We start from the raw sequence: 26,381 nt of genomic DNA on the forward strand, positions 1-26,381 counted from the left end.
ACGGCCCGAAAAAGGCAGATGCCTCACTCAATCTTGAATGGCATCCCTTTGTCGAAGTCTTTCCGTTCGGCGGGAGTCAGGCCGTCACGAAGGACGCGCAAGGTCTCCCCGCCCACGAGCTTGCCGTTTTCGACGTACATCCAGTCGGAGATTTCGGACGGGCTGACCGTGACCTTTTGGCCCATCCGGACCTTTTTCACCTTCACCGGCGTGTTGTTGACCGTGCCTTGGAAGTTCTTCCCGTCATAGCTGACCGGAGTGAGCCAGATCTGTTCGCTGTCATCGCCTTCGGTGAACGCCATCTTGATCGAGAACGCCGACTGGCCGCTTTTCGGTGATTTCAACGCGGTGATGAACGAGTTCACGCTGGCTCTCGCCTTGGTGATCGCCGCGTTCATCTTCGGGTCGTTGCTGTCCACAAAAGTGACCGGGTCGTCGACCGGCGGTTTCTTGCCGCAACCGGCGATGAGGGCCAACACCAAGACGATTCTGAGTATTCGTCCCATTTTCGACCTCAGGTTCAAGGCGAGCACTTTGCGGTTCTAACCTGTTGGTTGACGAGGATTATCTTTCCCGGACTCACGTCGTGTAGTCCGCGTTCAGCGTCACATATTCGGTCGTCAGGTCGCAGGTGAAGAACCGGCAACGCCCTTCGCCGAGGGTGAACTTCAATCGCAGGCTGACTTCGCGGTTATTTTTGAGGTAAGCGCTGGCGGCCACCGGGTCGAAGGGGAGCGGGGTTCCGGCGCGGTAGAGTTCCATTTCGCCCATCCACAGCGTCAGGTCGCGCTCCTCAAAAAGCACGCCCGAATATCCGGCGGCCGAGACGAACCGGCCCCAGTTTGGGTCGGCCCCGTAGATGGCTGTTTTCACCAGCGCGCTCTCGGCGATGGTCTTGGCCACCTGCTTCGCCTCCGCGTTGGTGCGGGTTCCCTCCACGTCGATGACGACCAGATGGCTGGCCCCTTCCGCGTCGGCCGCGATTCCCCGCGAGAGATCCGAACAGGCCGCCTGCACCACTTCCGCGAATTCCGCGAGGGCCGCCCCGGCCAGCGGTTCCCCGGTGCCGTTGGCGAGGATTAGAACAGTGTCGTTCGTGCTCATGTGCCCCTCGACACTGATGCAATTGAACGTCTCTTCGACCGCCCCCTTGAGAATCGTGTGCAGATCATCCGGGCGAACGGCCGCATCGGTGAAAACGAAGCCGAGCATGGTCGCCATGTTCGGGCCGATCATCGCCGCCCCCTTGGCGAAGCCCGCGACGGTGTGCGGGCCGACGTGCCGCAGGGTGGTCTTGATCCGCGTGTCGGTGGTGAGGATGGCTTTCGCGGCCGCCTCGAAGGAGGCGACATCTGGCATGAGATGCTTGGCGACGGCGGGAATGCCCGTTTCCATCACCTCCATTGGCAGCAACCGGCCGATGACCCCGGTGGAGCAGACGAGCATCTGTTCCGATTCGCAGCCGACGGCCTTGGCCGCCAGTTCGGCCATTCGCCGGGCGTCGGCCATCCCTTGGTCGCCCGTGCAGGCGTTGGCGTTTCCGGAACAAACCACAAACCCACGGGCATCATTCCGGGGGAGCCGTTCCCGGCAAAGATGCACGGGGGCGGCCGCCACGCGATTCTGCGTGAAAACGCCCGCCGCCGCCGCCGGACGCTCGCTAACCAGCAAGGCCAAGTCAAGCCGTCCGGGTTCGGTCGCCCGCAACCCGCTGTGAACACCCGCAAAGAGATAACCGGAGGGGAGATTCATCTGGAGACTCGCAGGGAAGAGAAAACTCGGCACAAAGATCACATGACATAGAGAAGAGTAATCACCAAGACGCAAAGATCACATAAAGTTTCGCGAAGAAGAAAGAAAATTCTCTTTCGTTTTCTTGGTGAAACTTGGTGTGACCTTTGCGTGCCGGTGATTATTCTTCTCTCTTCAATGACCTTCCTTCACCATGTTCTTGTTCCACTTGGGAATGACGACCAAAAGGTCTTTCGTGCCGTTGGGGACGCACTGGCAGCTCAGGCGGGAATCGATGTCCACATCGCGGGCGCTGTCGATCTGGTCTTCTTCGTCGTCCGTGGGTTTGCTGCAAGTGTCCAATCCCTCGCGGATCTTCACATGGCAGGTGGCGCAGGCGCAGACGCCGCCGCAGGCGTGGTCGATCTCCAGACCGGCCCCCTCGGCAATGTCCAGCACGCTCCCCTCCAGACCGGTGCGGCCATAGGGAATCTCGGCCGGATCGACCTCGAAGAGTTTCCGTTCGCCGGTTTCCTCGATCAAGAACGTGACCCGAAACTTTTGCTTGGGTCGTTCCATCTCCGGCTTGTCGATATAAGGGTTTACCCCGCCCATCTCAGACCACTTCCCGCTGGTGTTCGGCAACAGTTGGACAACGTAGCCATTCTAGCCGAACCGCCCGTCGTTGGCTTGCGGATATGCCCCGTCCGGCCCGTTGTCGGGAACTTCGCTTGCACCATCCGGGAAACTGTCCCACAATACAGCGTGGGAAATTGTTTCCCGCCGATGATTCCAAACCCCACCGGCCGACATCCCCATGCAGACGCTGGCCCAGCTCCTCTCAAACCTCTCAATCAGCGACCCGATGATCTGGATCGCCATGGCCACGGGGTTGGTGGTGATCCTGCTGTTTCTGTTTTTTGGCCGCCGACAATCTCGCGCCGGCGGTCATATTGTCCCGCCTTCCCCGGAATTACTGGCCAACCTGCCCCCCCCGGCCATCGCCCGGCACGACGAACGCCGCCGCGCCATCCGCCGGGCGGGCCTGCCGACGCCGATCATCGTGATCGACCCCAAAGCCCGCCGCCCCAAGCCAATGGAAGCCTACGTGCTGGACCGCTCCACCGGCGGCCTGCGTCTTGCCCTGGAAAGCCCTCAACCGGTGGGAATCCAGCTAAAAGGACGCCCGTCCAACGCCCCCGAAAATTTCGAGTGGGTAAACATGATCGTCCGAAACTGCAAAGAAACCGGCGACTACTTCGAGGTCGGCTGCCAGTTTGAATCGGAACTGGAATTGAGCCGATTGCTCATGTTCGGATGATCGAAAAATAGTGACAAACCGGCCGTTGCGTCCCGTTTCCCGGAACGCCGTCCGCACCTTGAATGCCTCTTCGATACGGGTGCATTGAGGCGAATGAAATTGTTATTCCGTCCGAGGCAGCTCAGGACAGAATCTATGTAAATGCTCATTGGCCATGGTGGGACTCGAACCCACACGTCCGTTACCGAACGGGGGATTTTAAGTCCCCTATGTCTGCCATTCCATCACATGGCCGCCGTGATGACCGCTTATCTTCGGGATTTCCCGGACGCCAGCAAGTGGGCCGCGAATATCATGGAAGGAGAATTGTTTCCTGTCGAGGTTCGCATGGCTCATGGCTTTGAGCGGGACGGGGTTTTCCTCGAATATCCCGACGATTGGACGCTGGAGGAGGACACCGTCGAAAACGGGTGGGCCGTCTCCTTGAACAGCACGTCGACCCCCTATCTGGTGCTCAGTTACCGGGACGATGTGGATGATCCGATGGAAATGGCCGACGCCGTGCTGGAGGGATTGCGGGAGTCCTTTGAAACACTGGAGGCCGATGAGGCTGTCGAGACGGTCGGCGGGCAACCGGCGGTCGGCTACGATGTCCATTTTTTCCATTTGGACCTGACTAACACCGCTTGGATACGCGCCCTTCCGTTCGGCGCCGGCTCGTTGCTTATTCTGGCCCAAACCTGTGACACAGAGCTTGAGGATTTCGAGCCGCTTTTCCAAGAGATGATGGCGGGAATGCGACTGCCCGATTGAATCAGTAACGAAGTTCCAACCCGGCCGTGATCCCCTGAAGAAGGTAGTTGTTCGGGCTGCGGTGGTCCGGCCGGACGGCGTCGTTCAGGTAGATCAGGTTGTACCCAAGCACCATTCTCGCTCCCTCGCCCATGCCATAGGCAAACCTTGCCCCGAATTCAGGGACGAATGCAAATGTGTTTGAGGATGTGCGAGCACCGTTCAACTCGTAGATTTCTTGGTTCGTGCCGAATCCAAGTTTCGTGATAATTTCCCCAGTGTATGGCCCGAAGTGGTATGATCCCACCGCGCCGACTTGTCCAAGGTTCACGCTGTTGGTGGTTTTCCAATAGTTGATGCCGCCGGCCGATCCTTCTAGCAATTGCTCTCCCAGCGAGAGATAACGATACCCGGCCAGCCCGTCGAGGCGGTAACGGCCGTGCGAGAAGAGGGCTGATCGAAGGTTGATGTCTCCCGTGGTAAACGTCACCGGTGAATCGACGAGCGTGGTTCCGAACGGCCCGAGGAAGATATCCCGGTACGCATCGTGGGCGTTGAAGAACCCGCCATCCAAACCGAGGGAGTTGTCGGAAGTCAGCCAAGTGCCGAGGTTGAGTTTAATCCCGTAAATCCCCTGATGCCGCACGTCCCGGATGTCCGATCCCAGCCCGGCGAAAAAATCAGCGCCGGCCCAGAATTGTTCCGGTGACCGGCAATCGCCGCCGCTGCCGCATCTTCCTCTTCCCCCCCGGCAATCCGGGTTGCTGTCGGGCAGGTAGGCGAGGTTGGGATTGTAATCATTCGGACACGAACGGCAGCTTTTGAGATTGGAAGCCCGGATGGCCGGAGATTCCGGGACGCTCAAAAACGGCGGGAGTTCGTTCGTCGTCTCGGCGCCGGGAATGGTGGCCGGGAGCGAAGTCGGCGTTCGACCGGTGTGAACCGGGATGACTTCCTCTTCGGCCAAGGAAAATCCCGCGGACAACGTCAAACCGGCGATGATCGACGCAATGGCACGCATGAAGTTCTCTATGCCCCTGTCCGGTTATGCCGTGAATGCCGACGGCAATCACATCGTTCATCGGTCCGTCGGAAGGGGACGCTGTAGTCCAACCCCCTTCCCGGACGATCATTTTCATTGATGGCCCTTTGCCCGACTTCTCCCAATCGCCTATCTTTAATGAAAGGCGGGTCATTTTGACCAGTCAATGGACTCCGACACCCATGACAATTCATTTGCGAAATTCGGCGGTCATCATCCTGTTGATCACACTGTGTCTCATGTTCTCGCCGGCGCAACGGATCACGAACAGCGACCCATCCGCCATCGCTTCCCCCACTTCCGGAAATCCTTGCCCGCCACGCCCGGACTCGACCAAATCATTTGAGGAACAATGCCAGGAAGATCCCCTGGCCGCCCTTCAGGGAGCGTTGGCCCGACATCGCGGGAAGGTCGAAGGGTATCGTTGCGAGTTCGTCAAACGAGAGCGAATCGGCGGCAAGTTGCGTGATCGTGAGGTCATCGCCTGCGAGTTTCAGGAATCGCCGTTTTCCATTCGCATGAAATGGCTGGAGGGCAAGGGCCGGGCCGACGCGATGCTGTACGTTTCGGGGGAGAACGACAATCAACTGTTAATTGTTCCCTCCAGCGCGACGGCGAAAAGCGCCCTGAAATTCTTGGGCAAGAATTATGCCGCCCGCGCGCCGGAGGGGTCGGAGGCCCGTGACGCCGCCCGGCTGCCAGTGACCGAATTCGGGCTGGCCAACGCCTTTCGCCGCACGCTGACTGCCTGGCAGGCGGCGAAGGAGCGGGGCGAGCTGACGGTGGAATATCTCGGGGTGCAAGAAGTGGCCGAACTGGGCGGTTTGAAATGTTATACCTTCCAACGGACCTGTAAAACTCCAGAAGAAGACGGCCTGACGCAATCGACCGTTTATGTGGACGTGAAGAACAAGCAACAAGTCGGCATCATTCTCCGCAGCGAGACGGAACTGGTTGGCGAGTACTTCTTTAAGAACGTCGAACTGAATCCCAAGTTTGCCAACGACCATTTCGCGGCCCGTCATTTCAAATAAATCTGATGCGATGACATGATTTCTTCAAGTCGGCCCTTGCTCTTCGTCGCGGGGAAGGGTCTACTAAAGGAGTCATGAAATCGACCAACTTCTTCGATTCCAATCCGGAATCTCGGTCGGATCGACTTGATCTGACCATCGATGTGATGAGGGAACTGAGCCGGGCGCGCGATCCGCAGGCCATGTACCGGGTCTACGCGCGTCGCATGGCGGAAATCTTCCCGACGGACCGGCAAATTTCCCTGAGCCGTCGCGGGTTGGTCCCCCCGGCGGTGCGCGTCACTCGTTTCAATCTCTGGCAGGATCACGTCAACCCGTGGAAGGAACCCGAACGGCTACCGGTTTTGGCCGGGGGCATCCTCGGAAAACTGGTTGCGGAGGGAAAGCCGGGGATTCTCAACCGGCTGGAAGTCCCCGACAACGATCCCGCCGCCCCCTATCTGGAGGGGCAGAGATCATTGATGGCCCTGCCTCTTTATGAAGGGGGCGAATCCGTGAACATGGTGGTTGTCACCAGATCCGAACCGGATGCCTTCACGCCGGATCATTTGCCGGAACTGGTCTGGATGAGCAACCTGTTCGGCCGGGCGACGCAGGCCGCCGTGCTTTCCCAGAAACTGCACACGGCCAACGAACAGGCCCAGCATGAACTCCGGCAGGTCGCCAAGCTCCAGCAAGCCTTGTTGCCGACGGAATTGCCCCGCGTTTCCACGCTGGATTTGAGCATGTATTCCCGAAGCACGGCCACGGCCGGCGGGGATTTTTATGATGTTATCCGACTGCCCAGAAACCGCGTCGGCTTATTGGTGGCCGATGTGTGCGGCCACGGGGCGTCGGCAGCCATGCTGGTCGCAGTTCTGCATTCGCTGGTGAAGACTTACACGGGGCCGCCATTCCCGCCGGGCCATTTGCTGACCTATGTGAACGACCATTTGACGAAAATGTACACTCGTTCGTTTGGCACGTTCGTCACCGCCGTCTATGCGATCTACGACCCGGATCGGGGAACACTGAGTTGGTCCAACGCCGGTCATCCGCCGCCAAGAATCACACGGGTGGCCGATGGTTCCGTCGAGGTGTTGGAACGCAAACGTTCCGTGCCCCTCGGAATTGTTGACGGGACCGAATACCCGGAGGACGAGGTGAGCCTCAAACCGGGCGACCAAGTCTTGCTGCACACGGACGGCATCACCGACGCGAAGACCGCCGATGATGAATCCTTCGGGACGGAGCGACTGGACAAAATGTTGGGCGACTGTCCCTCCGGGGCAAAAGGGATCATCAAGCGGATTCTCGATTCTCTCGACCGCTTCACCAAAGGCGCCCCGTTGGGGGACGACTACACGCTGATTGCGATGAAGTTTATCCGCTCCAAGAAGAAAGCCGGGGAATTATCAGGCGAATTCCGGGCCGTGAACGGCGGGCAAGACATGTGAACACCCGGCGGCTGACCGAATCGGCCAACCGCCGGGGCCGTCACTTCATCAAATTAACCTCGGGCGGCGGCACACGCCTTGGCGCATTCCCGGCAGTGCTTCGCGCACTTCTTGCAGCATTCTTTGCCGCTCTTCTCGCACTGTTCCGCACAGGCCAGGCACATCTTTTCGCAGGTCTTGCAAAGTTCGTCCGCGAGCGGGGACTTCATTTCGTACAGATTGGCGCAGGCCGAGCACAAGTGGGAGCAAGTGTCGCACACCTTCACGCAGTGGGTAAGATCCTTGTCTTCCTTGCAACACTTCGAGCAATCTTCGCAGTTCTCGGCGCACTTGCGGCAGATCTCCACACAAGACACCCGCTTCTTTTCCTCGGACTGACCAGCTCCGGCGAAGACCGCCAGCGCGGCGACACCCAACAACATCGACAGGACATGGTTCAACTTCAACATGATTTGGTTCCTTAATGAATTAACGGTAAGCGCATATCAACACACACGCATGACGGAACAAGACCGTCACACCACACGGTTTGAAAAATGTCAATGTCAAGGAGTGGCCGGGAGTGGTCTAACAGCGCAAACGGTGGCAATAGTCGGTGAGAAATGACTGCCGATCATCAAGGGAGTTGGGGTGAATTTCGGAGAAGCGTTCCAGCCGGGGAACGATCACGTCCCCCGTGACGGGGAGCAATTCCAACATCACCGGTTCAAGGGCAATATCCGGGGCATCTTGTTGGGAAATCTGGAAGTTGTTGCTCCTGGCTTCGCAACACGGGCACTTCTTTGTCGGAGATTCGTGATGTTCCCGATTTGGGACCGGAGCCGGCTTGCCTTGCATGGCCAATCGGCAACTTGGGCAGGCGATTGGGGATTCCTCTTCGGGCGAGATCGTCGAAGGTGTTTCGCAGATGGCATTCGTCGCCGGGGCAGCCAACGTCATTCGTGACCATGCGCAACAACAAGCCAGCGGACCAAAAAAGGTCGCGGCCATGAGGATCACGAAAGTCATTCGGCGTGATTGCACGACGCAGAAACTCCTTGCCATATCATACGCCTTACACGGCTCAATCTAACACAATGTCCGTGAGAATTCCAAGACCGACTTGCGATCTTCGTCGAGTCCTGACAATCATCATCAGGCGTCTCAACCCGGCCAGGCTGCCAAAAGCCACCCGTCTATCCAAACAAGACAGGCGGTTGATTTTGCCAATTGCCCCAACATCATCCCGGTGGCCGCGATCACGATCATGGTGAACGCCAGCAGAAACCCCTGCCGGTGAAGTCTCGGCAACTCCGTTCTGGTGGCGAATACCCGTTTCGGCCAAAACACCCAAGAGATGTAGCCGAACAATCCGAAGGCGATGATCCATAGACCAGACTTGATGCCCATGAAGGCGAGCCAGCCTTGGGAACTATTCCACCGCAAGCCGAGCAAAACAAACCCGGAGAGGCCGCAGGTCACCAGTGCCAGCATGACGACATATCGCATTCCGTGGGCCAGATCGAGGGAGTAGCGTTCAAACTCGGTTCCCTCGTGGAAAAAACGCATGGCCTTCGGATCGACAAAAAACGTCCGGTACACCAACGCCCCGAACCAAGCCGCCCCGGAGAGCAGATGGACGGCCGCCAACAGATGATCGAGGAGGATGAGCATCACCAAGGACCGGGTGGATGTGTGTCCGTCATGCTAACCGATCTTGGCGAGGCCCCGCAACCGGCAATTCGTCCGATGATATCATGATCCTTGCCTCATTCGACAACGCCACTTTTCAAGGATGCGCCATGATGCGTCTCTCCGGTTTTCTTCTTCTTCTTGCCACCACGATACCGCTATTGGCCCAAGAGGTTCCCAAGCCGCCGCCACCGGCCGAGGCGAAGAAGAATCTCTTGAAACTGCTTGACCGGCCCAAAGTCCCGGCGGCCGTCAAGGTTCTGAGCGAACCGAAGGAAGCCGGCGGGTTTGTCACGGAACACTACGACTTTGCCAGCGAGAAGAAGGCCGACGGAACAGAAGAGCGGGTGCCTGCGTTGTTGGTCCGCCCGGCGAAACCCGGCAAATTCCCGGTGATGATCGTTCTGCACGGCACCGGGGGAAACAAGGAGAGCCAGCTTTCCTGGCTCAAGGAATACGCCAAGCGGGACATCATCGGCGTCGCCATCGACGCCCGTTACCACGGCGAACGTTCCGGCGGGGCGAAAGGGTCGGAGGCTTATGTTGCGGCCATCACGAAGGCTTGGAAGACCCCGACGGGGCAACCGCATGAACATCCCTTCTATTACGACACCGTTTGGGATTTGTGGCGGTTGCTCGACCAACTGGAAACCCGGCCGGATGTGGATACGAAACATCTCGGGATGCTTGGCATCAGCATGGGGGGCATTCAAACATGGCTGGCGGCCTCCGTTGATGATCGCGTGAGCGTGGCGGCCCCGCTGATCGGCGTTCAAAGTTTCTTGGTGAGCTTGGAGAACGACAAATGGCAGGGCCGGGCGAACACAATCAAGGCGGCCCACGAGGCGGCGGCGAAAGATCTGGGCGAACCCGCCGTCAACGCCCGCGTTTGCCGGGCTTTGTGGGGCAAGGTGATTCCCGGCATTCTGGATCAGTTTGACTGCCCAAATCTGTTGCCCTTGTTCGCCGGCCGGGCGTTGTTCATCGCCAACGGAGCCAAAGATCCCAACTGCCCCCTCGAAGGGGCCAAGATTGCCATTGCTCGCGCGGAAGAAGCGTTTGAGAAGGCGAACGCGAAAGACAAACTAAAGGTCATCATCGAAGATGTGGCTCACACAGTGACGCCCAACGCCCGTGAACAAGCCATCGAGTGGACGTCCAAAATGCTGAAACCATGATTTCCCTTTCCACATCGACGTCTGGTTCATGCAATAATTGGCAATGAACACTCCCGCCGAAATCCGCCCCTTGTCGCCGCTGATGCCCTTGGCGGCGAGTATTCTTTTCGCGGTGGCCCTCACCCAGCCGCCGGTGTTTTACTCAAACCAAAATCAATACTTTCTGCACGGCCTCGCCTCTTCGGGGTTTGCCGATTTGTCATCCGACTGGCTGGCGAACACCAAGGATTCGACCCCGGTGTTCTCTTGGGCCGTTTCGGTCCTGTATCCCCTGACCGGGGCGATGGGGGTGTACGCCGGTTTCTTCGTCATGTCGATGGTTTACTTCCTCAGCCTGTGGGCCATCATCGCGACCCTGCCGGGGAAGCCAGTCACCACGGCGGGACGCTGGACCTTCGCGGCGGCGATGATCGGTCTCCATTCGGGGATCATCCGTTGGGGTTCCGTGTATTTGTTCGGCGTCGATTACCCGTGGTTCTTTCAGGCGGGCGTGGCCAACCAATACATCCTCGGGGCCGGTTTGCAACCCTCCGTGTTCGGCGTCTTCCTCCTCACGGCCATCGCTTTCTTTGCCCACGGGCGAAACGTGGCCGCAGGCATGATGATCGCCCTGGCCTGCACGCTGCACTCGACGTATCTGCTTCCCGGAGCATTGTTGGTAACGGGTATGATGGTTCGGCTGGCAGTCTCGCAGGGAATCGGGAAAGCCATTCGCTTCGGGTTGATTGTACTGCTCGGCGTGTTGCCAGTCACGGTGGCGGCGGCGGTGGTGTTTCGTCCGACGGACTCGGCCACCTTCGAGGAAGGGCAACGCATCCTCGCTTGGGTCCGCATCCCGCACCATTGCGACGCGGCCCGTTGGATTGATCTGATTGCATGGTTGCAAATCGCATGGGCGGGGTTGGGGATCGTCGCCTTGTGGCGTTCCAACCTGACTCTCGCCATTGGTATTGCGGTGTCGCTGGCGACAGGCTTGAGCATTGTGCAAATTCTCACTCACAACACCTCGCTCGCCCTGTTGTTCCCGTGGCGGCTCTCGGCGGTGATAGTCCCTGTCGCAACAGCCGTTTTGCTTGCTCGCTTGACGGCCGGGTTGGAGAAATTGCCCGGCGTGTTTATCGGGTTGTGTTCGTTCGTTGTCATTGCCGTGGCGGTGGTCGGGGCTGAACGGGTTCATTCCAAGAACTTGGGCTATCAGGTGAGCGCCGCCGAGGACGGATTGCAACTGTTTGTGAACGCCAACCGCCAGCCGGGAGATGTCTATCTGTTGCCCGCCGGGTTTCCGAAGCCTCCCGCCAAACCGGGATCGGCCTCCGCATCGTTTGTCCCGGTTTCGCAAACCGGCCGGCCGGCCATGTTTGAATTGCAACGCTTCCGGTTGATCGCCGGGGCGGCGGCTTATGTCGATTTCAAATCGATTCCCTATGCGGATATTGAAGTGATCGAATGGCAAAACCGCGTGAAAACCGTCGTTCGCTGGTATGCCACGCCGGATTGGGACTCATCCGGTGTTCTTGACGAAGTGCGGGTGGCCGGGATCACGCACGTCGTCGTGCCGGACGGCGTCAATGTGGCTTCCTCGCATCTCAAGCAAGTTTATGGCGACCCGGCTTATCGGGTGTTTCGTATTGAGTAACCTTGGGCTTATCTCGTTGCAACCGTCGATCTGATGGCGTAGCCTGTCCTCATCGCCGTCGAGGATTCTTTATGCGCCACGCCGTTGCGGCATTGATTGCCTCAAGTCTGACTTTGTTCGCCGACTTCGCCGTTCTTGCCGCTGAGAAGACGACGCCGGAAGCCATGTTCGAGCAGCGGATCATGCCGATCTTCAAGTCCCCCAATCCATCGAGTTGTGTGCAATGCCACCTCGCCGGAGTGGACATCAAGAATTACATCCTCCCCTCTGCGGAGAAGACCTTTCGATCAATGCGGGATCAGGGCCTCATCGACCTGAAATCCCCCGCCGACTCGAAGATTCTGAAACTCATTGAAATGGGCCAAAAAGATCCGAAAGCTCCGGCAATTCACGCCAATAATCGGAAGGCCGAACTGGAGGCATTCACCGCATGGATCAAAGCGTGCGCGGCTGACAAGACGCTGAGTGAATCCCCGAAACTGGCCGAGGCCGAACAGGCCAAGCCGCCGGTGCCCGATGCGGTGATCCGACATGCCCGCAAGGACCGGCTGTTGGAGTCCTTCGAGAGAAACATCTGGGCCATGCGGTTTCGCTGCATGAATTGCCACACCGAAGGGACGCCGGCGAACGACAAGTATCGGAAGCAATTCGGTGACCGCGTCGCGTGGGTCCGAAAGGGCGGTTCGGGGGAGACGATGAACTTCCTGTTGGAAAGCAAACTCATTGACGTGAAAACCCCGGAAAACAGCCTCCTGATCCAAAAGCCTTTGAACGCCGTGAAGCACGAAGGGGGCTTGAAATTCGCGGTCGGCGATCAAGCCCACAAGTCGTTCCGGCAATGGGTGGAAGACGTGGCGGCCATCAAATCGAATGCTTATCAGAAGGTTGCTGACCTGCCGCCGGTGGTGAAGTCCCCTCGGGCGTTTGGCACGGAACTCTGGCTCAAGGTCGGCAACACACCGCCCGCTTGGGGGGACAAATTGCTCCAAGTGGATGTCCACGCCCGCACAGCCGATGGCAAAGGCTGGGAGAAGACCCCCATCGCCTCCACGGACCGGATCGTCTTCGGCAAAGGCAGCATGTGGCAGCACACGCTGACCCTCTTCGCCGAACCGGGGTCCGACTTGGCCAAGAAATGGGCCAACGGCAAGCCGTTTTTGCCACGCGGCACGTATTTGCTGAAAGCCTATGTTGATGCCAACGGCCGACTGAAAAAGGACTGGAAATCCCCGCTGACCGACAAGGATTTCGTTGGCCAAGTCGAAATCACCGCCGACTGGCGGGAAGGCTATGGAGCGATGACCGCCGCCGACGGGCGACAGTTCCGCAAATGATCCGGCTACCGAAGCGTGGATTCATGTGCCTCTTGAACTCAGCCCTTCGTCAGCCGGATTATGAAGGAGTGAGTTCAAGAGGTCGTTGCTTCGGTTCCGCCGGCGGAGCGGTCGGGGAGTGTTGTTCGCCGCCGAAGAATTTCTTCAGTTTCAGAAAATGCTTTTCGTAGGCGTGCCAACTGATGAACGCCGCCACAAAGGTGACGCCGAACCCGAGGGCGACATACGCCAGCCGTCCCCCCAATGAGCCAAGCGTGTCAATCAGATCGGCGACCGGCCAGAACCGCTCCCCGGCGGGCACCAGCAGATTTTGAAACACGTACATCGCGTAACTGTATTGACCGAGTTTGCGAAGCACCCGACTGTGCCAGATGGTTCGAGAAAAACGGTCTGTGGCCGTCAAAGCCCAAACGATCAGGCTCGCGCAGGCGATGGCTGTCAGCGTGTAAGGGAGGTAAAAACCCCCTTTGTCCAATAGCTCCGAAGTGACAACGATGATGACGGCCAGCGGTCCCAACCGCCAGGCCCAAGGGACGACGCCCGCCATTCCTCCCGGTCCGCGGACCATCAGGGCCAGAAAAGCGCCAATGGCCAGCGAGTCCATCCGGCAAATGGTCAACACTTCCGCCGCAATGAAATTGCCCTTCATCACGCCGAGGGCAAACCGGCAACTGATCGCCATCCCGATCAGGAACAGGCAGGCGTTCATCGCCATCCGGCGCCCCAAAAACAGGATCACGAACGGCCAGACGACATAAAAATGCTCCTCGACGGCGAGCGACCAAAAATGGTTGAACACGCCCAGCGGCCAGAGCCAGTCAATCGAGAGAAGATTGTTTGTGCCGTACATCCACAGCCATTCCTGATGCTCAATGGTGTAGACGTTGACAAACGTTTGTTCGGGATAGATTCGCGGCAGAAGCACGAACGCCGCGAACAAGACGCCAAAATAAAGCGGAAAGATTCGCAGTGACCGGCGGACGAAAAAATTTCGCAGATAATGCGACTGTCCCTTTGCATCGAACAACACGCCGGTGATCAGAAACCCGGACAGCACGAAGAACAGATCGACTCCGCGGTCGCCCGCCCCGCAGAGCCAAGTGAAGCCGGCGCCGATGGGGGTGCCGTCGTCCGTGCGGGTGCCGAACCGGAAAATGGTCACGGTGAGGATGGCCAGTCCGCGGATGGCGTCAAGCGCGGGATCACGGCCGGACAATCGAAAAGGGGTGGTCTGATTCACGGAGGGCGTCTCGAAAATTACTTCTTGCGATAGGCATCCGGCGGCTTGATCTCGCCGGGGGTGTTTTTCGCCTTGCTGACAAACTCCTCAATGCAAGGAACACAGCAGAACTCGTAAGTGCTTCCGCCAACCACCCAAGTGAATTTGGGATTGGCTTTTGTCTCCGAGATCGGGCAAATCTTCTCGCCTGATTTGGCCTCGGCGGTATGCTCTGACTTCATTCCAAAATACTTAACCGCCGGGATGGCATTTTTATTCTCGGCGATGTCGGCCTCGGTGTACAAACCGCCGGGGGTCTGGAAGAGTGTTCGTTGCTCCTCCGTGGCGATTTTGGCGGGCATCGCCTTGTCGTGATGGTCTCCGTGAGACGATTTCTCCGCAACTGAGGGCGGCGACTGCGAACATCCGGCGAATCCGACAACGGCGGCCAACGCGCCGAACATGAGATATTTGCGGACCATGTGTGGCCCTCCATTAGACGACACTAGGAACGACCACGCAAGCTGGTCTCTTCGGTCGGGAATCTGGAAACAAAGCCCCTCACCGGAATAAATCCGATGATTGGAATAATTGGAATCAATCGCCCCAAAGGGTGCGAGCTGATGAACTTAAGAACGGGGATTGAAGACGATGCCGGAGGGCATTCGCCGGGAGTTTAACAAGTGAGCTTGCGATGGGCGGTCAAAATATCCCGGCCTGTTCTGGCGAAGCATGCTCCGGGCGAATCAACCGTCATTCGGCGGCCGGAGTGCCATGAAATGGCTGATTGGCGACCAATCAGATCCGTGATGGCATTCGCCAGCCGAACTTTCACCGGCGGGTTGTTTACCCCCGATGCTGCCGACACAACGGCTTGTTTGTCCGAAGGATTTTGCTTGCACGGGCAGACGGGTTTGTTGCCCGATTTTCCCGGCTTTTCCTCCGTGGGAGTCGGCGTTTCGCAACAGGACTTTCGGTGTTTGATGGCCGCCGAATTGCAAGACAGAGTTTGTGTGTTTGGTTTGGCGGCCGAGATGTTGGCCGAACAGCAACATGCCATCGGCCCGAACAGGATCGACAAGATCAGGCATGTGGTGATGGCAACTCGTCCCATGCTTTGATTATCACTTGTTTCCACGCCGAGTCAATCTCGATTGAACCAGCGGCAGCGGGCGGTCGGAAGCGAAAGACATTCCGGCGGGGCGGCTTCATTGAGCCATCATGGATGAGCTTCGATTAGAAAACCGCTGCTTTATTCACAGAACCCTTGGGGAATTGAGAGCCTTGTCGTTGAAGTGTCTTCGCCGGTTCCAAAGGTATTCAGGCTGACGGGTTCGCGATCAGCGCGCGATGGCCGTAGGTTTGGGAGATGTTTTCCGGGGTGAACACCTCGGAGAGTTGGCCGGAGGCGATCTTTTTCACATTGATAAGCGTCACCCAGTCGAAATAATCCCGAACAGTCCCCAAATCGTGATGCACCACGACGACGGTTTTCCCGGCGTTGCGCAGTTCGTGGAGTAACTTCAGGATCACTTCTTCTGTCGTGGCGTCCACTCCCTGAAACGGTTCGTCCATGAAGAACAATTCGGCCCCTTGCACCAACGAACGGGCGAGGAAGACCCGCTGTTGCTGGCCGCCGGAAAGCTGGCTGATTTGCCGGTTGGCGTAATCTTGCATCCCCATGCGGGCGAGGGCTTCGTCCGCAAGTTTTCGCTGCGGCTGGCCCGGCCGACGGAACCAGCCGAGCTGGCCGTAAGTGCCCATCAGCACCACATCCCGGACGGTGGCTGGGAAGTCCCAATCCACACTGGTTCGTTGCGGCACGTAGGCGATTTTTTTGGCGACGGCCCGATAGGGTTGCCCGAAGAGTTCCACCATGCCGGCGACAGGCTTCACCAACCCCAAGATCGCTTTCAGAAGAGTCGATTTGCCCGCCCCGTTGGGACCGACGACGGCCATCAAGGCCCCGGCGGGGACTTGCAGGTCGATATCCCAAAGGACGGGGCGATCCCGATAGGCGACGGTTAAATCGGCGACGTTGACGGCTGGCTTCGCGTTCATCATTTCAAGTCGGGAGGCGATTCGCCGGTGAGGGATTTCACGATCACCCGCACGTTGTGCCGGACCATTTTTTCGTAGGTGTCCGCATCGGAACCGGGAAGTCCCAAGGCATCCGAATACAGCGGTTCGGCGGCCAGCGTCACCTCAAAGCCCGCGTATTTTTGCCGCACGGCCTGGATCACCGATTGCATGCCCTTGTCCGGCACGGAGCTTTCCGGGAAGATCGCCCGGATTTTGCGGGTGCCGATCAACTCGGCCAATTCGCTGACATCCCGCGAACTGGTGTCGGTCGCCGTGCTGACCCCCTGCAAACCTTTTACTTCGATCCCGTAGGCTTGGCCGAAATAGCCGAAGGCATCATGGGCGGTAATCAGCACACGTTTCTCGGCGGGGATGAGCTTGATATTCGTTCGCACCGTGTCATCCAGGGTGTCGAGCCGTTTCAAATATTCGGCGGCGTTGGCGGAGTATTGTTCCGCATGAGCCGGGTCGATTTCTCTCAGGGAGTCCCGAATCTTCTCGGTCACTTGCTTCCACTTTTGCACATCGAACCAGACGTGCGGATCGTGATTGCCCTCAATGCCCCCCTCGGCCGACCGCAATCCAGTGAGGTGGTCGGCGACACCGACAGTCCATTTGGTCTTGGATCGAGATGAGAAGATGTCGGCCATCTTTCCTTCCAAATGCAGGCCGTTGTACAGCACCAAGTCGGCTTTGTTCAGTTTCGTCAGATCGCCCGGCGTCGGCACATAGCGATGCGGGTCCACCCCCGGATCGAACAGGGCTTCCACCTCGGCGTTGTCCCCGGCAATCGCCTTGGCGGCGTCCGCGATCATGCCGGTGGTGGCCAGCACCCGCAATTTTCGCCCGGAGAGATCGGGCGTCGGCAACGGCCCGCTGGCTTTTTTGCATCCGCCAAAGAGGATCACGCCGCAAAAGAAGATGGGAAGAAGAAACCTTGATCGATTCATGTGCCCCGCCAGATCGTAGGCATAACTAATCATATGATTAGTTTAGACGAAATAATTGGCGAAGTCCAGCGGAAGGTGACGCCAAGTCACTTGGCAATTTTGGTTGTCGGCGTGAAAAGGATCCGCAAGTGTCTTGTCTTCTTGCTCTCTTATTTTCCGCTGACGGCGATGATCCCGCCGAGTTCCGCGCCGGGGGCCATGTACCACAGGCGGGGGGTCAACCCGGCGGACAGGCTCTTGGCGTCGAATCCCGGAGTGGCCGTGCGGATGCCGAGCAGCGTGTTCAAGAGACTCGGCGGGCGTTCGTAAGTGACAACGCGATACTCGGAGACACCGGCCGACGAGGCCACGGCCGTCACCACATCCTCCAACAGGCCGACAGCATCGACCAAACCGACCCGTTGGGCCTCGGCGGCGGTGTAGGTGCCGCCGTCGGCCCGCACGCGGGTGACTTCAATCATCAAAGGTTTGCCGTCGGGTCCGTTGATGATGTTCCCTTTGTGGTCCCGTTTGGCGACAGTCTTCTTGCTCACGATCTCGTCCCGCAGTTGGGCGGCCGTCAATTGCGGGCGTCCCTTCACAACCACATCGAGAAATTGCGTATAGGCTTGGTCCACCATGTCCTGCCACGGTTGTCGTTCGGCCGGGGTCATTTCGTGGAAAGGGGAGCCGCTTCCCTTGATGCCGCCCGCTTTGATGAGTTCCATCTTCACGCCATACTTGTCGGCGAATTCGGAGACATTCGGGAACGAGGCATACACCCCGATGGAGCCGGTGATCGTGTTTTTCTCCACGAACACCTTCTCGGCGGGCATGGCGATGTAATACCCCCCGGAGGCGGCGATGGAACCCATCGAGGCCATCAGCTTCTTGGGCTTGTGTTCGGGATGTCGCGGATGAGCGCCCGAAACCAGTCGGGTGAGTTCGCGGTGAATATCCTCGCTGGCCCCGATGGTGCCGCCGGGGCTGTCGATTCGCAACACAACAGCCTTGACGTGGTCGTCCTTGGCGGCCGCCTCGATTTGCTTGAGGATGAAGCCGTCCAATCCCTCGACGAGCGCGCCCTCGGCCCGGATGACGGCAATTTTGTCCCGCTCCCGCTTTTTGCCGTAGAGATGTTTCTCCGTCGGCGAATCTTCCTCTTCGACGGACGAAGAGAACGGATTGGGAAACACCAGCGCCCCGAACAACAACAAGTTGAGGCCGATGGAGGCGATGAGAAAAAGCGTGAAGAGACAACCGAACCGGCGGGCACGCGGCACGGGTCTGGGATCGTTTGACATGAATGCTCCTGACCGACTTTATGATTCCAACAACTTCGACATGTTCGGCTTCCGCAAATGGAAGCCGGTGGCGATTTGAAAGGCGTTCGCCACGGCCATCAACTCGGATTCGCCGTACAGTTTCCCCGTGAACGTGATCGCCGGGGGAGACTGGCCGCCCGCCAGTTTGTTTCCGGCAAACGGCATCACCACCGTGGGATGGCCGGTGTAATTGGTCAACACCAAGTCATCCCCGCCCACGTAGAGATCAACCTTTTCAAACACCTTCGCCATTTCTTGGATTAATAGCGTGCGGACGCGATTGGCCCGCAAATATTCGACCGCCGGTACGAATTGCCCGGCCCGGAAGATGTTCGGCCATGTGTTCAACCCTTCGGTGATTCCCTGCCGGGTGATGTCGTCAAAGGCGGTGGCGCATTCCACATCCAGAATGCTCATCAGGGAATTGGCCCGTTCGTCCGTCGGGAGTTTGATTTCCACCAACTCGACGCCGAGTTTCTTCAACACATCAAGATCCGGGCGTTTCTTTTCCTTGGTCACATAGCCGACTTTCAGCGATTTCATCTCTCGCTTGGCGGGCCAGTCGAACGGTTGGTCCACACTGGCGGCATCGGCCGGGTCGGCCCCGTGAATGGCCCCAAAGACCAACGCGGCATCTTCCACGCTTCGCGTGATCGGCCCGAGCTTGTCCATCGTCCAGCAAAGAGTCATGCAACCGGCCCGGCTCACCCGGCCAAACGTGGGACGTAGACCGGTGGAACCGCAGCGAGTGCAGGGGGAGACGATGCTGCCAAGCGTTTCGCTGCCGATGGCGAAACCGACCAACCCCGCCGAGACGGCCGACGCCGACCCGGCCGACGATCCGCTGGAACCTTGTTTCGCGTTCCACGGATTGCGAGTCATGCCGCCGAACCACTGGTCGCCCATCGCCAGCGCCCCGAGAGTCAGTTTGGCAACCATCACCGCCCCGGCTTCTTCCAGTTTCACCGCGACGGCCGCTTTGGTGTCGAACTGCTGATCCTGAAAGGGTTTCGCCCCCCAAGTGGTCTTGTATCCCGGATAGGCGATTAGGTCTTTCGCCCCCCACGGGATGCCGTGCAACGGGCCGAGATATTTCCCGGCCGCGATCTCCTGATCGGCGGTGGCCGCTTGTTTCAGGGCCAGTTCTTCCGTGAGGGTGACGACACACTTGAGGGCCGGGTCGTATTTCTTCAGCCGGGCCAGGTAAAGTTTGGTCAGTTCCGTCGAGGTGATTTGCTTCGTGCGGACCAATGCGGCCAGGGCGGTCACCGGCAGAAACGCAAGATCTTCCTCGCTGGCGGGCTTTTTGACTTCAGGTGTGGAAGCCGTGACCGTGCCGCGAGGGTGTTTGCCAAACGGGGCCTGCCCGGCGGGCGTGAAGGTGAACGCCGGGGGAACGCTGTTGGGCAGCGGAACCTTGCGGAGTTCCGCATAACCGGCCTGCAAGCCCTGAAGCGACCGCACCAGCCGTTTGCGATCCTCGGGTTTCAGCTTTAACCCGCTGATCCATTCGGCCTGTTTGACCATTTCCTCGGTGATCGGCTCATCCTTGGCCTGGGCCACGACGGCCCGCTGAAACACCGTCGAGGAAACCCCGCAACCGGCCATAACGGCAAACAACTCACGACGTGTCGGTTTCAATGCGCGCATGAAAACGGCCCCGGTGATTTGGAAATTGAATTCCTCACCGTTCTACGGAAGGTCATTGTCTGGGGCAGGCATTCCTTTGGTACAATACACTCGTCTTATTGGGAGAATTTTTATGTCCGTCACCATTGCCGACGGCCAATTGGCCGCCATATTCGCCCGAGTGGCCGGCCCCGTGGAAGTCCGTTCCCCGGACGGTCGGGTATTGGGAATGTTTACTCCGCAATCAGCGGAGCCTGTGGTTTCGCCGGAAGAGATAGAGAGGCTTCTTGCTGATCCGAAGACACGCTGGCACACGGTTGAGGAAGTTCAAGCCCGGTTGCGGGAGTTGCGATGTTCGCCGTAATCTGGCGAGACGCCGCCTTGGACCAGCTTGCCGAAGCATTCGTGCAAGCCGATTTGTCGGCTCGTGACGTGATCGAAAAATGCGTGAACCGTTTTAACTCTGAGTTGGCGATAAATCCACGACAATTCGGGGAGTCGAGAGGCGGGCGTCTCCGCGTTGCCTTTGACGCCCCGTGTGGAATCTATTTCGTGGCAGACGATCCTCTGGACGGAGTGGTTCGGGTCACCCATTTTTGGGTGTATTAAAAAACTGAAACATCTCATGCTCGCCAACTCACCCGGCCGGAAAATCAATGAAACTCAGCGGCACCCCCTCGGCCAGCCAGACATTGTTTGCAGACAGGTAGAACAAGTGCCCGGCGGCTGACATTTCCCCGGAACGGATGACCAAAATCACCGGTTTGCCGTGGCGTTGGCCGACTTTGGTGGCGGTGGGGATGTCCAGCGAGAGATGGACGTGTTGCCGTTTGCCGGATTTCAGGCCTTCGGCGCGGATGGAATCGAGGAAGCGGGTGGCGGTCCCGTGATAGAGCAGTTCCGGCGGGGTGGAGGGCGGCAAAGCCAGATCGACATCAACCGAATGCCCCTGACTGGCCCGGATGCGCAAACCGTCCTCGCTGAAGGCGAACCGCTTTTTATCGTTGCCGGCGACGACTTGTTCTAACACCGGACGAGTCAGGGATGTGCCTTTCAAGTTCATCAAGCGGATGAGTTCATCGACATCGGCCCAGCCGTTTTCATCCAGCGCGAGGCCGATCTCCTCCGGTTTGTGCCGAAGGACGAGGCTCATGAACTTGCTTATTTTGACAACGTCGGCCATTGGAAATGCCTCCATGCCGTCATGACAGATCATTTGATGTTCGTGACGTTCAGACAATATTCAATTGCATCATGGAGAAAGGCGGCCGTCGAAAGGTTCGAGCCGGGACCGGATAACGAGAATACCCCCGTTTGGGGGCATCCGGGATCGGCGAGGTCAGCTTCATCTTACTCGGGCTTCTTCAGCACCAGCAAAAGGTTCTTGTTGTCTTTCGTGCTGGTCAGTTCTTTGGGACGGGTTTTGCCTTCTTTGTCGTCGGTCAGGCAGATCGTCAAAATATCTTTGTCCAGCGTCACGAGGCCGAGCATTTGTTTGCCGGCGTTCGGGCCGTCTTTCGGCGTCATGTCGAGGGTCACCGGCTTTTGGGTCGGATCAACGACCAGTGTGGCGCTCTTCTCGTCTTCCTTGCCGATCTTGAGGGTCATCGTGTTATCTTTGATGACAATGGTGACCTCTTTGGAAAACTCGGCCGGGGCCTCTTCGCCCGCCTTCTTCATGGTCACGACCTTCCAAGTTCCGGCCATTTCGGCCAGATACTTCTTCGCGGCCGCCTCGTCGCCTTGGGCAATCCCTGTCAGACACAACGCCAATCCGAGCAACATTCCGGTTCGCATGACACACCCTTTATCGTGAGAGAAGAAAGCAAACGGTCGTCGGGGGTAGAGTTTACAGAAGCCCGGTGCGTTCGTCGTACCCAAACATCAGGTTGAAGTTTTGCACGGCCACGCCGCTCGCTCCGCGGACCAAGTTGTCGATGGCCGAGAGGACAATAATCTTGTTTTTCACCACCCGCACGGTGACATCCAAAAAGTTGGTGTGGGCGGTGTCCTTCGTGGCCGGGAGACTGTCGCGGACCCGCACGAAGGGGGCCTTGGCAAAGTGGTTGCGGTACAGGACAAGGAGTTCCGATTCGGTGACGGCTTTCGTGGGCGTCGCGTAAATCGTGCTGAGGATGCCCCGGTCCATCGGCACCAAGTGAGGCGTGAAGATCACGTCCACGGGTTGCCCGGCCACATCACCCAAGCCCTGTTCAATTTCCGGCTGATGCCGGTGTTTGCCGACGTTGTAAGCGGTAAAATTCTCGTTGCATTCGGGATAGTGGAAAGCCAGTTTCGGCGTCCGGCCCCCGCCGGAGACGCCGCTGGCGCTGTTGACGATGATCCCGGTGGTTTCAATCAACCCGTTGGCCACCAGCGGAGCCAGCCCGAGGATGGCCGTCTGCGGGTAGCACCCCGGATTGGCGACCAGCCGGGCCGTGGGGATGATCTCCCCGTGAACTTCCGGCAGGCCGTACACGGCATGGGCCAGATTGGTGGTGTCGTGGTGAGTGTCCCCGTACCATTGGGCAAAGGTCGCCGGGTTTCGCAGGCGATAATCGGCGCTCAGGTCCACTACCCGGATGCCTTGCTCAAGCAGCGGCTTGACCGCCTCCGCGCTCACCCCATGAGGCAGGCAGCCGAAGGCGCACTCCACCCCGCGACGCTTGAGAGTCGCGGCATCATATGGTTCGCACACCAGATCAAGCCGGCCAAACAGACTCGGGTGCAGGTCGGCGATTTTCGGCGTTCCCTCCTGCCGGGAGTTGACCGCTTCGATCTTCACTTGCGGATGCCGCAACAGAATTTTGATGAGTTCAAGGGCGGTGTAACCGGACCCGCCCAAAATGGCCACTCTCGTCATGGATCGCTCGTGTGGGAGTGAAACTGAATTCGCGGGGAAACGACAGCTCCCCAGGCTCGGCGGTTCAGCGTGGAACGTTCAACTCGCCTCGTTATTCAGAAATGGTAACGGATGCGGGGAGGGAGTCGAGATTGGATGATTGGGGCCATCTGTTCCCGAAACACCGTCTCCGTGTCAGTTGTTGGTTAATTCATAGCGAGCCATCGCCTCGGAAATCACGGTTTCGATGAGTTCTTTGTGCGTGATGTTCAACATTTTGCACATGATGATGAGGTCGCTCGTCTCCGGGTTGAGGCCGGGGAGGGGGTTGGCCTCCAAGAAGTATGGGATGCCGTCCCGCACCCGGAAGTCGATGCGGGTGAGATCCTTGCAGCCAAGCACCTCGTAAGCGGAAAGGGCGGCGGCTTCCAAGGCGTGGATCGTCTTGGCGGGGAGTTTCGGCGGGGATTCGTAGTACAGTTTGTCGTCCCAGTCTCGTTTGACTTCGACGCTGTACACAAACCTCGCCGGATCTTGCTTGGGGACCACCCGCATCAGGCCAAGGACGCGCGGGGGATCGTTGCCGATCACGCCGACGGTCACTTCGTCCCCGCTGATGAACTCCTCCAGCAGCACGCCCTGCTTGTAATCCTGCCACAATTCGACAATCGTGGGGCCGACATCGTCCATCTTCTCGATCAGGCACTTTGAGCGAATCCCCTTGCTGGACCCCTCGCAAACCGGCTTGGCGATCAGCGGCAGTTGAAGGCCGACTTCCCGTACCATGCCGGGGAATTCGGCATAATCCCCGTCGTACTTATCCTTGGGGTTGTTCAGCAAGATGCCCTTGGGAACATCCACATCGGCCTCGGTCACGACCCGGCGGGCCATGTCCTTGTCGAGACAGACGGCCAGAGTGAGGACATCCGATCCGGTGTGGGGGATGCCGAGCATTTCACACACCGCCGGGACGCGGGCTTCGCGGTTGCGGGATGTTCCCGCCCCCTCGGCAAGGTTGAAGACGAAGTCCGGCGGGTCGGCGAGGAGCTTTCCCAAGAGTTCTTTGCCATTGCCGAGTTCGACGGGCGTGTGCCCCATGCCTCGCAGGACATCGGCGATGGCCGTGATGGTGATGGGGTGGTCGAATTCCTCATGCAGATCATCGGGAGCCCCGGCCGGCAGCGGGGTCTTGGGTTTGAGGTCGAAGGCGATCCCGATTTTCATGACACGCTCCGTTGAGGCAACGAAAAAACCACGACCGGAAGACAACCTCGTCCGACCGTGAGAAGAAACCAAGTGTCTTCTCACGGCCGGGCGGGGTGGTTCCGGTTCGTGGTTTCAATGGATGGGTTTACTCGGTCACGGCTTCCGGGCGAACACCGTTGCGCAGGCCAAGCGACAGCAATGCCGGTTCGGCCTCGTGGTGGCCGGCACCGTTGGAACCGCAACCGTTAAGCTGGTCCTCGGCGGCGGCTTGGGCGGCCCGGCGTTTCCGCCGAATCATCCGCTCCGTCCCGTCGGGAATCAGCACGCTCTTGGTTCCCTGAAGCAACGCGCTCACGCCACGGGTGGACGTGGGATCAATCGTCGCCGGTTGATCCTGGGCCTGATACCGGACGATCTGCCCCTCGAAGTTCCGAAGGATCACGGCATCATCGGACGCGGAGATCAGATAGTTCGGCATCACCGGGATCTTGCCGCCGCCATGCGGGCTGTCCACGACATAAGTCGGGATGCCGAGGCCGGACATATGGCCCCGCAGCCCTTCCATGATTTCAATGCCCTTCCACACGGAGGTGCGGAAGTGGCCGGCCCCGATCACCGGGTCGCAATGGAACAGGTAATACGGGCGGACCTTGATGCGGAGCAACCCGCGAAGGAGTTCCCGCATCGTGGCGAGGTTGTCGTTCACGCCCTTGAGCAGAACGCTGTGATTGTTGACCGGCATGCCGCCACGAAGAAGGCTGTTGCAAACACGCTTTGCCTCCGGGGTGATTTCCCGCGGATGGTTGAAGTGGGTTTGAATCCACACCTTCTGGGCCGACGACAGCAGGGCCACCAGTTCGGGGTCGTAAAGCCGCTGCGGCAGCGTGACGGGCACGCGGGTGCCGATGCGGATCACATCCACATGTTTGATGGCCGAGAGATTTTCGAGGAAGAAACGTAGTTTGGGGGTCGGCAGGGTGAGCGGATCACCGCCGGAGACGATCACGTCCCGAATTTCGGGATGGCTCGCCACATAGTCGATCATTCCCTGATCGTCGCGGGAGATGGTGTCCCATCCGCCGCGGGTGAGAGTCGCGCGTTTGCGGGTGCAGAACCGGCAATACATGCTGCAAGCCGGTGTGGTGACCAGCAAAGCGCGGTCGGGGTAACGGTGGGTCACGCCGGGGACGGGGGAGTCCTGGTCTTCTTCCAGCGGGTCTTCCAACTCGTAGCCCGAGGGGTTTTCGGCCTCGTGGGCCGACGGGATCGATTGCAAGCGGATGGGATCGTTGGGATCTTCCGGGTCAATCAACGAGAAGTAGTACGGCGGGATGACCAGCTTATAGTCGGCCTCCAGTCGGCCGATGATTTCCAGTTCCTGATCCGAGAAGGGCAGGAGGTTGCGAAGTTGGCGAACAGACCGGACGGCATTTGACATTTGCCATTTCCAGTCGTCCCACTGGTGTTGCGGCACATCCGCCCAGGTGGGATGTCGCCGCGATTGACTTGGGGGTTCGTCTTCGTCAGGAAGAGGGGGAAGAAGATCAGGGAATTCGGTCCGCCCGAAAGGAGATGCGGTGCGGACTTCCGATTCGTTCATACGGGTGCGATGACCTCCGCGATCGGTTTATCCCGGTCTGGAAAACCCCCGCCATCGGGGACCGGGACTTTGGTAGACGCATCAAATCACGTCGATGCGTCCTTTATTAAACGGATATCGTAACGTGGCTCATGGAAAACTCAAGTTCTACCTGACGAGATTCTGACGGATATCGACAAAATCCTTCGATTAGTTCCACTCATCCGGAAGAGTGTCGGCTTTTTGGACACCAAGCATGAGCATTTCTTGTCGAATGACCAACTCATGACACGCGACTCGTGACTCTTGATGACGAATGACCAATGGAGTGTCACGTCACATCACATCTATAGCTCAAGCTTTTGACGTGTGACGAACTCCGGGCGCTCATGCGACCCGGCTCCCTGCTGGTCATTGGGGCGTTATGCTAGTTGCGGGAAGGCCAGTCGCTTGAT

28 protein-coding genes and 1 tRNA gene are annotated in these 26,381 nt (G+C 58.7%); 9 read left to right on the forward strand and 20 right to left on the reverse strand.

Features of this window, described 5'->3' with window-relative positions; all coding sequences use genetic code 11:
- Window positions 1–23 precede the first annotated feature (23 nt).
- The 3 genes from BGIM_RS0121600 to BGIM_RS0121610 all read right to left on the reverse strand — a co-directional run bounded on the left by BGIM_RS0121600 (window position 24) and on the right by BGIM_RS0121610 (window position 2,346).
- On the reverse strand, window positions 24–506 hold the full coding sequence (locus BGIM_RS0121600) for a YegJ family protein (RefSeq protein ID WP_020471816.1): 483 nt from the start codon (window positions 504–506) through the stop codon (window positions 24–26).
- Between the two features lie 73 nt (window positions 507–579).
- Window positions 580–1,752: a bifunctional glutamate N-acetyltransferase/amino-acid acetyltransferase ArgJ gene (gene argJ, locus BGIM_RS0121605; RefSeq protein WP_020471817.1), complete on the reverse strand. Its 1,173-nt coding sequence runs from the start codon at window positions 1,750–1,752 to the stop codon at window positions 580–582.
- 174 nt (window positions 1,753–1,926) lie between these two features.
- Window positions 1,927–2,346, reverse strand: coding sequence for a 2Fe-2S iron-sulfur cluster-binding protein (locus BGIM_RS0121610; protein WP_020471818.1), 420 nt, complete (start codon window positions 2,344–2,346; stop codon window positions 1,927–1,929).
- Between the two features lie 202 nt (window positions 2,347–2,548).
- Between BGIM_RS0121610 and BGIM_RS0121620 the strand changes: the two genes are divergently transcribed.
- Window positions 2,549–3,052 carry a PilZ domain-containing protein gene (locus BGIM_RS0121620; protein WP_020471820.1) on the forward strand — a complete coding sequence of 168 codons (504 nt, stop codon included), beginning with the start codon at window positions 2,549–2,551 and terminating at the stop codon, window positions 3,050–3,052.
- Between the two features lie 149 nt (window positions 3,053–3,201).
- Here the strand turns inward: BGIM_RS0121620 and BGIM_RS0121625 are convergent.
- Window positions 3,202–3,286: transfer RNA gene (locus BGIM_RS0121625), tRNA-Leu, on the reverse strand.
- Here BGIM_RS0121625 and BGIM_RS60495 point away from each other — a divergent pair.
- A complete protein-coding gene (locus BGIM_RS60495) occupies window positions 3,281–3,805 on the forward strand; it encodes a hypothetical protein (protein WP_029630258.1) in 525 nt (174 codons plus the stop codon). The genes BGIM_RS0121625 and BGIM_RS60495 overlap by 6 nt on opposite strands.
- Before the next feature lies 1 nt (window position 3,806).
- On the opposite strand, the gene BGIM_RS0121635 is transcribed toward BGIM_RS60495, so the two are convergent.
- The gene (locus tag BGIM_RS0121635; RefSeq protein ID WP_020471821.1) at window positions 3,807–4,805 is read right to left on the reverse strand and encodes a hypothetical protein; all 999 of its coding nucleotides are present in this window, start codon (window positions 4,803–4,805) and stop codon (window positions 3,807–3,809) included.
- Window positions 4,806–5,008: 203 nt separating this feature from the next.
- Here BGIM_RS0121635 and BGIM_RS0121640 point away from each other — a divergent pair, with 203 nt between their 5' ends.
- A complete protein-coding gene (locus BGIM_RS0121640; protein WP_029630259.1) occupies window positions 5,009–5,860 on the forward strand; it encodes a DUF1571 domain-containing protein in 852 nt (283 codons plus the stop codon).
- A gap of 74 nt (window positions 5,861–5,934) precedes the next feature.
- Complete coding sequence (locus tag BGIM_RS51720) at window positions 5,935–7,296, forward strand: PP2C family protein-serine/threonine phosphatase (protein WP_020471823.1); 1,362 nt, start codon at window positions 5,935–5,937, stop codon at window positions 7,294–7,296.
- Window positions 7,297–7,349: 53 nt separating this feature from the next.
- On the opposite strand, the gene BGIM_RS0121650 is transcribed toward BGIM_RS51720, so the two are convergent.
- From BGIM_RS0121650 to BGIM_RS0121665, 3 genes are all read right to left on the reverse strand, one after another.
- Window positions 7,350–7,745, reverse strand: a complete 396-nt coding sequence (locus tag BGIM_RS0121650) for a hypothetical protein (protein WP_020471824.1) — start codon at window positions 7,743–7,745, stop codon at window positions 7,350–7,352.
- A gap of 118 nt (window positions 7,746–7,863) precedes the next feature.
- Window positions 7,864–8,319, reverse strand: a complete 456-nt coding sequence (locus BGIM_RS63165; protein ID WP_157369329.1) for a hypothetical protein — start codon at window positions 8,317–8,319, stop codon at window positions 7,864–7,866.
- A 120-nt stretch (window positions 8,320–8,439) separates the two neighbouring features.
- Window positions 8,440–8,949, reverse strand: a complete 510-nt coding sequence (locus BGIM_RS0121665; RefSeq protein ID WP_020471827.1) for a hypothetical protein — start codon at window positions 8,947–8,949, stop codon at window positions 8,440–8,442.
- Between the two features lie 83 nt (window positions 8,950–9,032).
- On the opposite strand from BGIM_RS0121665, the gene BGIM_RS0121670 reads away from it, so the two are divergent.
- The 3 genes from BGIM_RS0121670 to BGIM_RS0121680 all read left to right on the forward strand — a co-directional run bounded on the left by BGIM_RS0121670 (window position 9,033) and on the right by BGIM_RS0121680 (window position 13,115).
- On the forward strand, window positions 9,033–10,145 hold the full coding sequence (locus BGIM_RS0121670) for an alpha/beta hydrolase family protein (RefSeq protein ID WP_020471828.1): 1,113 nt from the start codon (window positions 9,033–9,035) through the stop codon (window positions 10,143–10,145).
- Between the two features lie 43 nt (window positions 10,146–10,188).
- Window positions 10,189–11,781, forward strand: coding sequence for a DUF6798 domain-containing protein (locus BGIM_RS0121675; RefSeq protein ID WP_020471829.1), 1,593 nt, complete (start codon window positions 10,189–10,191; stop codon window positions 11,779–11,781).
- A gap of 71 nt (window positions 11,782–11,852) precedes the next feature.
- The gene (locus BGIM_RS0121680; protein WP_020471830.1) at window positions 11,853–13,115 is read left to right on the forward strand and encodes a hypothetical protein; all 1,263 of its coding nucleotides are present in this window, start codon (window positions 11,853–11,855) and stop codon (window positions 13,113–13,115) included.
- A 58-nt stretch (window positions 13,116–13,173) separates the two neighbouring features.
- Here BGIM_RS0121680 and BGIM_RS51725 read toward each other — a convergent pair whose 3' ends face one another.
- The 7 genes from BGIM_RS51725 to BGIM_RS0121715 all read right to left on the reverse strand — a co-directional run bounded on the left by BGIM_RS51725 (window position 13,174) and on the right by BGIM_RS0121715 (window position 20,320).
- A complete protein-coding gene (locus BGIM_RS51725; protein ID WP_020471831.1) occupies window positions 13,174–14,355 on the reverse strand; it encodes an acyltransferase family protein in 1,182 nt (393 codons plus the stop codon).
- A 17-nt stretch (window positions 14,356–14,372) separates the two neighbouring features.
- Complete coding sequence (locus tag BGIM_RS51730; protein ID WP_020471832.1) at window positions 14,373–14,816, reverse strand: hypothetical protein; 444 nt, start codon at window positions 14,814–14,816, stop codon at window positions 14,373–14,375.
- A 194-nt stretch (window positions 14,817–15,010) separates the two neighbouring features.
- Window positions 15,011–15,448 (reverse strand): hypothetical protein, encoded by a 438-nt coding sequence (locus BGIM_RS63170; RefSeq protein WP_157369330.1) that lies wholly within the window; start codon window positions 15,446–15,448, stop codon window positions 15,011–15,013.
- Between the two features lie 206 nt (window positions 15,449–15,654).
- A complete protein-coding gene (locus BGIM_RS0121700) occupies window positions 15,655–16,395 on the reverse strand; it encodes a metal ABC transporter ATP-binding protein (RefSeq protein ID WP_020471834.1) in 741 nt (246 codons plus the stop codon).
- Window positions 16,395–17,399, reverse strand: a complete 1,005-nt coding sequence (locus BGIM_RS0121705; RefSeq protein ID WP_020471835.1) for a metal ABC transporter solute-binding protein, Zn/Mn family — start codon at window positions 17,397–17,399, stop codon at window positions 16,395–16,397. The genes BGIM_RS0121700 and BGIM_RS0121705 overlap by 1 nt, the downstream gene beginning before the upstream one ends.
- Window positions 17,400–17,515: 116 nt before the next feature.
- A complete protein-coding gene (locus BGIM_RS57995) occupies window positions 17,516–18,649 on the reverse strand; it encodes a S49 family peptidase (RefSeq protein ID WP_020471836.1) in 1,134 nt (377 codons plus the stop codon).
- A gap of 18 nt (window positions 18,650–18,667) precedes the next feature.
- The gene (locus BGIM_RS0121715; protein WP_020471837.1) at window positions 18,668–20,320 is read right to left on the reverse strand and encodes an amidase; all 1,653 of its coding nucleotides are present in this window, start codon (window positions 20,318–20,320) and stop codon (window positions 18,668–18,670) included.
- A 112-nt stretch (window positions 20,321–20,432) separates the two neighbouring features.
- Between BGIM_RS0121715 and BGIM_RS0121720 the strand changes: the two genes are divergently transcribed.
- Together BGIM_RS0121720 and BGIM_RS67205 are read left to right on the forward strand one after the other, a co-directional pair.
- Window positions 20,433–20,663: a hypothetical protein gene (locus tag BGIM_RS0121720; protein WP_020471838.1), complete on the forward strand. Its 231-nt coding sequence runs from the start codon at window positions 20,433–20,435 to the stop codon at window positions 20,661–20,663.
- Window positions 20,651–20,908 carry a hypothetical protein gene (locus BGIM_RS67205; RefSeq protein WP_020471839.1) on the forward strand — a complete coding sequence of 86 codons (258 nt, stop codon included), beginning with the start codon at window positions 20,651–20,653 and terminating at the stop codon, window positions 20,906–20,908. The genes BGIM_RS0121720 and BGIM_RS67205 overlap by 13 nt, the downstream gene beginning before the upstream one ends.
- A 28-nt stretch (window positions 20,909–20,936) precedes the next feature.
- Here the strand turns inward: BGIM_RS67205 and BGIM_RS0121730 are convergent, their stop codons facing one another.
- The 5 genes from BGIM_RS0121730 to BGIM_RS51740 all read right to left on the reverse strand — a co-directional run bounded on the left by BGIM_RS0121730 (window position 20,937) and on the right by BGIM_RS51740 (window position 25,785).
- Window positions 20,937–21,482, reverse strand: coding sequence for an RNA 2'-phosphotransferase (locus BGIM_RS0121730; protein WP_020471840.1), 546 nt, complete (start codon window positions 21,480–21,482; stop codon window positions 20,937–20,939).
- Window positions 21,483–21,649: 167 nt separating this feature from the next.
- Complete coding sequence (locus BGIM_RS0121740) at window positions 21,650–22,096, reverse strand: TIGR03067 domain-containing protein (RefSeq protein ID WP_020471842.1); 447 nt, start codon at window positions 22,094–22,096, stop codon at window positions 21,650–21,652.
- Window positions 22,097–22,148: 52 nt separating this feature from the next.
- Entirely contained in the window at window positions 22,149–23,162 is a 1,014-nt protein-coding gene (gene argC, locus BGIM_RS0121745; protein WP_020471843.1) for an N-acetyl-gamma-glutamyl-phosphate reductase, read from the reverse strand.
- A gap of 174 nt (window positions 23,163–23,336) precedes the next feature.
- Entirely contained in the window at window positions 23,337–24,365 is a 1,029-nt protein-coding gene (locus tag BGIM_RS0121750; protein ID WP_020471844.1) for a D-alanine--D-alanine ligase family protein, read from the reverse strand.
- A gap of 127 nt (window positions 24,366–24,492) precedes the next feature.
- Window positions 24,493–25,785: a KamA family radical SAM protein gene (locus BGIM_RS51740; protein WP_238537698.1), complete on the reverse strand. Its 1,293-nt coding sequence runs from the start codon at window positions 25,783–25,785 to the stop codon at window positions 24,493–24,495.
- Window positions 25,786–26,381: the final 596 nt, after the last annotated feature.

This window comes from Zavarzinella formosa DSM 19928, from assembly GCF_000255705.1.
Classification (GTDB): Bacteria; Planctomycetota; Planctomycetia; order Gemmatales; family Gemmataceae; genus Zavarzinella; species Zavarzinella formosa.

What these genes read in the sequence shown, in the direction of transcription:
- BGIM_RS0121720 (WP_020471838.1), top strand. Translation starts at nt 20,433, where the DNA reads ATGTCCGTCACCATTGCCGACGGCCAATTGGCCGCCATATTCGCCCGA.
- BGIM_RS0121600 (WP_020471816.1), bottom strand. Translation starts at nt 506, where the DNA reads ATGGGACGAATACTCAGAATCGTCTTGGTGTTGGCCCTCATCGCCGGT.
- BGIM_RS0121740 (WP_020471842.1), bottom strand. Translation starts at nt 22,096, where the DNA reads ATGCGAACCGGAATGTTGCTCGGATTGGCGTTGTGTCTGACAGGGATT.
- argC (WP_020471843.1), bottom strand. Translation starts at nt 23,162, where the DNA reads ATGACGAGAGTGGCCATTTTGGGCGGGTCCGGTTACACCGCCCTTGAA.
- BGIM_RS51740 (WP_238537698.1), bottom strand. Translation starts at nt 25,785, where the DNA reads ATGTCAAATGCCGTCCGGTCTGTTCGCCAACTTCGCAACCTCCTGCCC.
- BGIM_RS0121715 (WP_020471837.1), bottom strand. Translation starts at nt 20,320, where the DNA reads ATGCGCGCATTGAAACCGACACGTCGTGAGTTGTTTGCCGTTATGGCC.
- BGIM_RS0121635 (WP_020471821.1), bottom strand. Translation starts at nt 4,805, where the DNA reads ATGCGTGCCATTGCGTCGATCATCGCCGGTTTGACGTTGTCCGCGGGA.
- BGIM_RS0121705 (WP_020471835.1), bottom strand. Translation starts at nt 17,399, where the DNA reads ATGATTAGTTATGCCTACGATCTGGCGGGGCACATGAATCGATCAAGG.
- BGIM_RS0121675 (WP_020471829.1), top strand. Translation starts at nt 10,189, where the DNA reads ATGAACACTCCCGCCGAAATCCGCCCCTTGTCGCCGCTGATGCCCTTG.
- BGIM_RS0121610 (WP_020471818.1), bottom strand. Translation starts at nt 2,346, where the DNA reads ATGGGCGGGGTAAACCCTTATATCGACAAGCCGGAGATGGAACGACCC.
- BGIM_RS57995 (WP_020471836.1), bottom strand. Translation starts at nt 18,649, where the DNA reads ATGTCAAACGATCCCAGACCCGTGCCGCGTGCCCGCCGGTTCGGTTGT.
- BGIM_RS0121650 (WP_020471824.1), bottom strand. Translation starts at nt 7,745, where the DNA reads ATGTTGAAGTTGAACCATGTCCTGTCGATGTTGTTGGGTGTCGCCGCG.
- BGIM_RS51730 (WP_020471832.1), bottom strand. Translation starts at nt 14,816, where the DNA reads ATGGTCCGCAAATATCTCATGTTCGGCGCGTTGGCCGCCGTTGTCGGA.
- BGIM_RS0121640 (WP_029630259.1), top strand. Translation starts at nt 5,009, where the DNA reads ATGACAATTCATTTGCGAAATTCGGCGGTCATCATCCTGTTGATCACA.
- BGIM_RS0121665 (WP_020471827.1), bottom strand. Translation starts at nt 8,949, where the DNA reads ATGCTCATCCTCCTCGATCATCTGTTGGCGGCCGTCCATCTGCTCTCC.
- BGIM_RS63170 (WP_157369330.1), bottom strand. Translation starts at nt 15,448, where the DNA reads ATGGGACGAGTTGCCATCACCACATGCCTGATCTTGTCGATCCTGTTC.
- BGIM_RS60495 (WP_029630258.1), top strand. Translation starts at nt 3,281, where the DNA reads ATGGCCGCCGTGATGACCGCTTATCTTCGGGATTTCCCGGACGCCAGC.
- BGIM_RS67205 (WP_020471839.1), top strand. Translation starts at nt 20,651, where the DNA reads ATGTTCGCCGTAATCTGGCGAGACGCCGCCTTGGACCAGCTTGCCGAA.
- BGIM_RS0121700 (WP_020471834.1), bottom strand. Translation starts at nt 16,395, where the DNA reads ATGAACGCGAAGCCAGCCGTCAACGTCGCCGATTTAACCGTCGCCTAT.
- BGIM_RS0121750 (WP_020471844.1), bottom strand. Translation starts at nt 24,365, where the DNA reads ATGAAAATCGGGATCGCCTTCGACCTCAAACCCAAGACCCCGCTGCCG.
- argJ (WP_020471817.1), bottom strand. Translation starts at nt 1,752, where the DNA reads ATGAATCTCCCCTCCGGTTATCTCTTTGCGGGTGTTCACAGCGGGTTG.
- BGIM_RS51720 (WP_020471823.1), top strand. Translation starts at nt 5,935, where the DNA reads ATGAAATCGACCAACTTCTTCGATTCCAATCCGGAATCTCGGTCGGAT.
- BGIM_RS0121730 (WP_020471840.1), bottom strand. Translation starts at nt 21,482, where the DNA reads ATGGCCGACGTTGTCAAAATAAGCAAGTTCATGAGCCTCGTCCTTCGG.
- BGIM_RS0121680 (WP_020471830.1), top strand. Translation starts at nt 11,853, where the DNA reads ATGCGCCACGCCGTTGCGGCATTGATTGCCTCAAGTCTGACTTTGTTC.
- BGIM_RS0121620 (WP_020471820.1), top strand. Translation starts at nt 2,549, where the DNA reads ATGCAGACGCTGGCCCAGCTCCTCTCAAACCTCTCAATCAGCGACCCG.
- BGIM_RS0121670 (WP_020471828.1), top strand. Translation starts at nt 9,033, where the DNA reads ATGATCCTTGCCTCATTCGACAACGCCACTTTTCAAGGATGCGCCATG.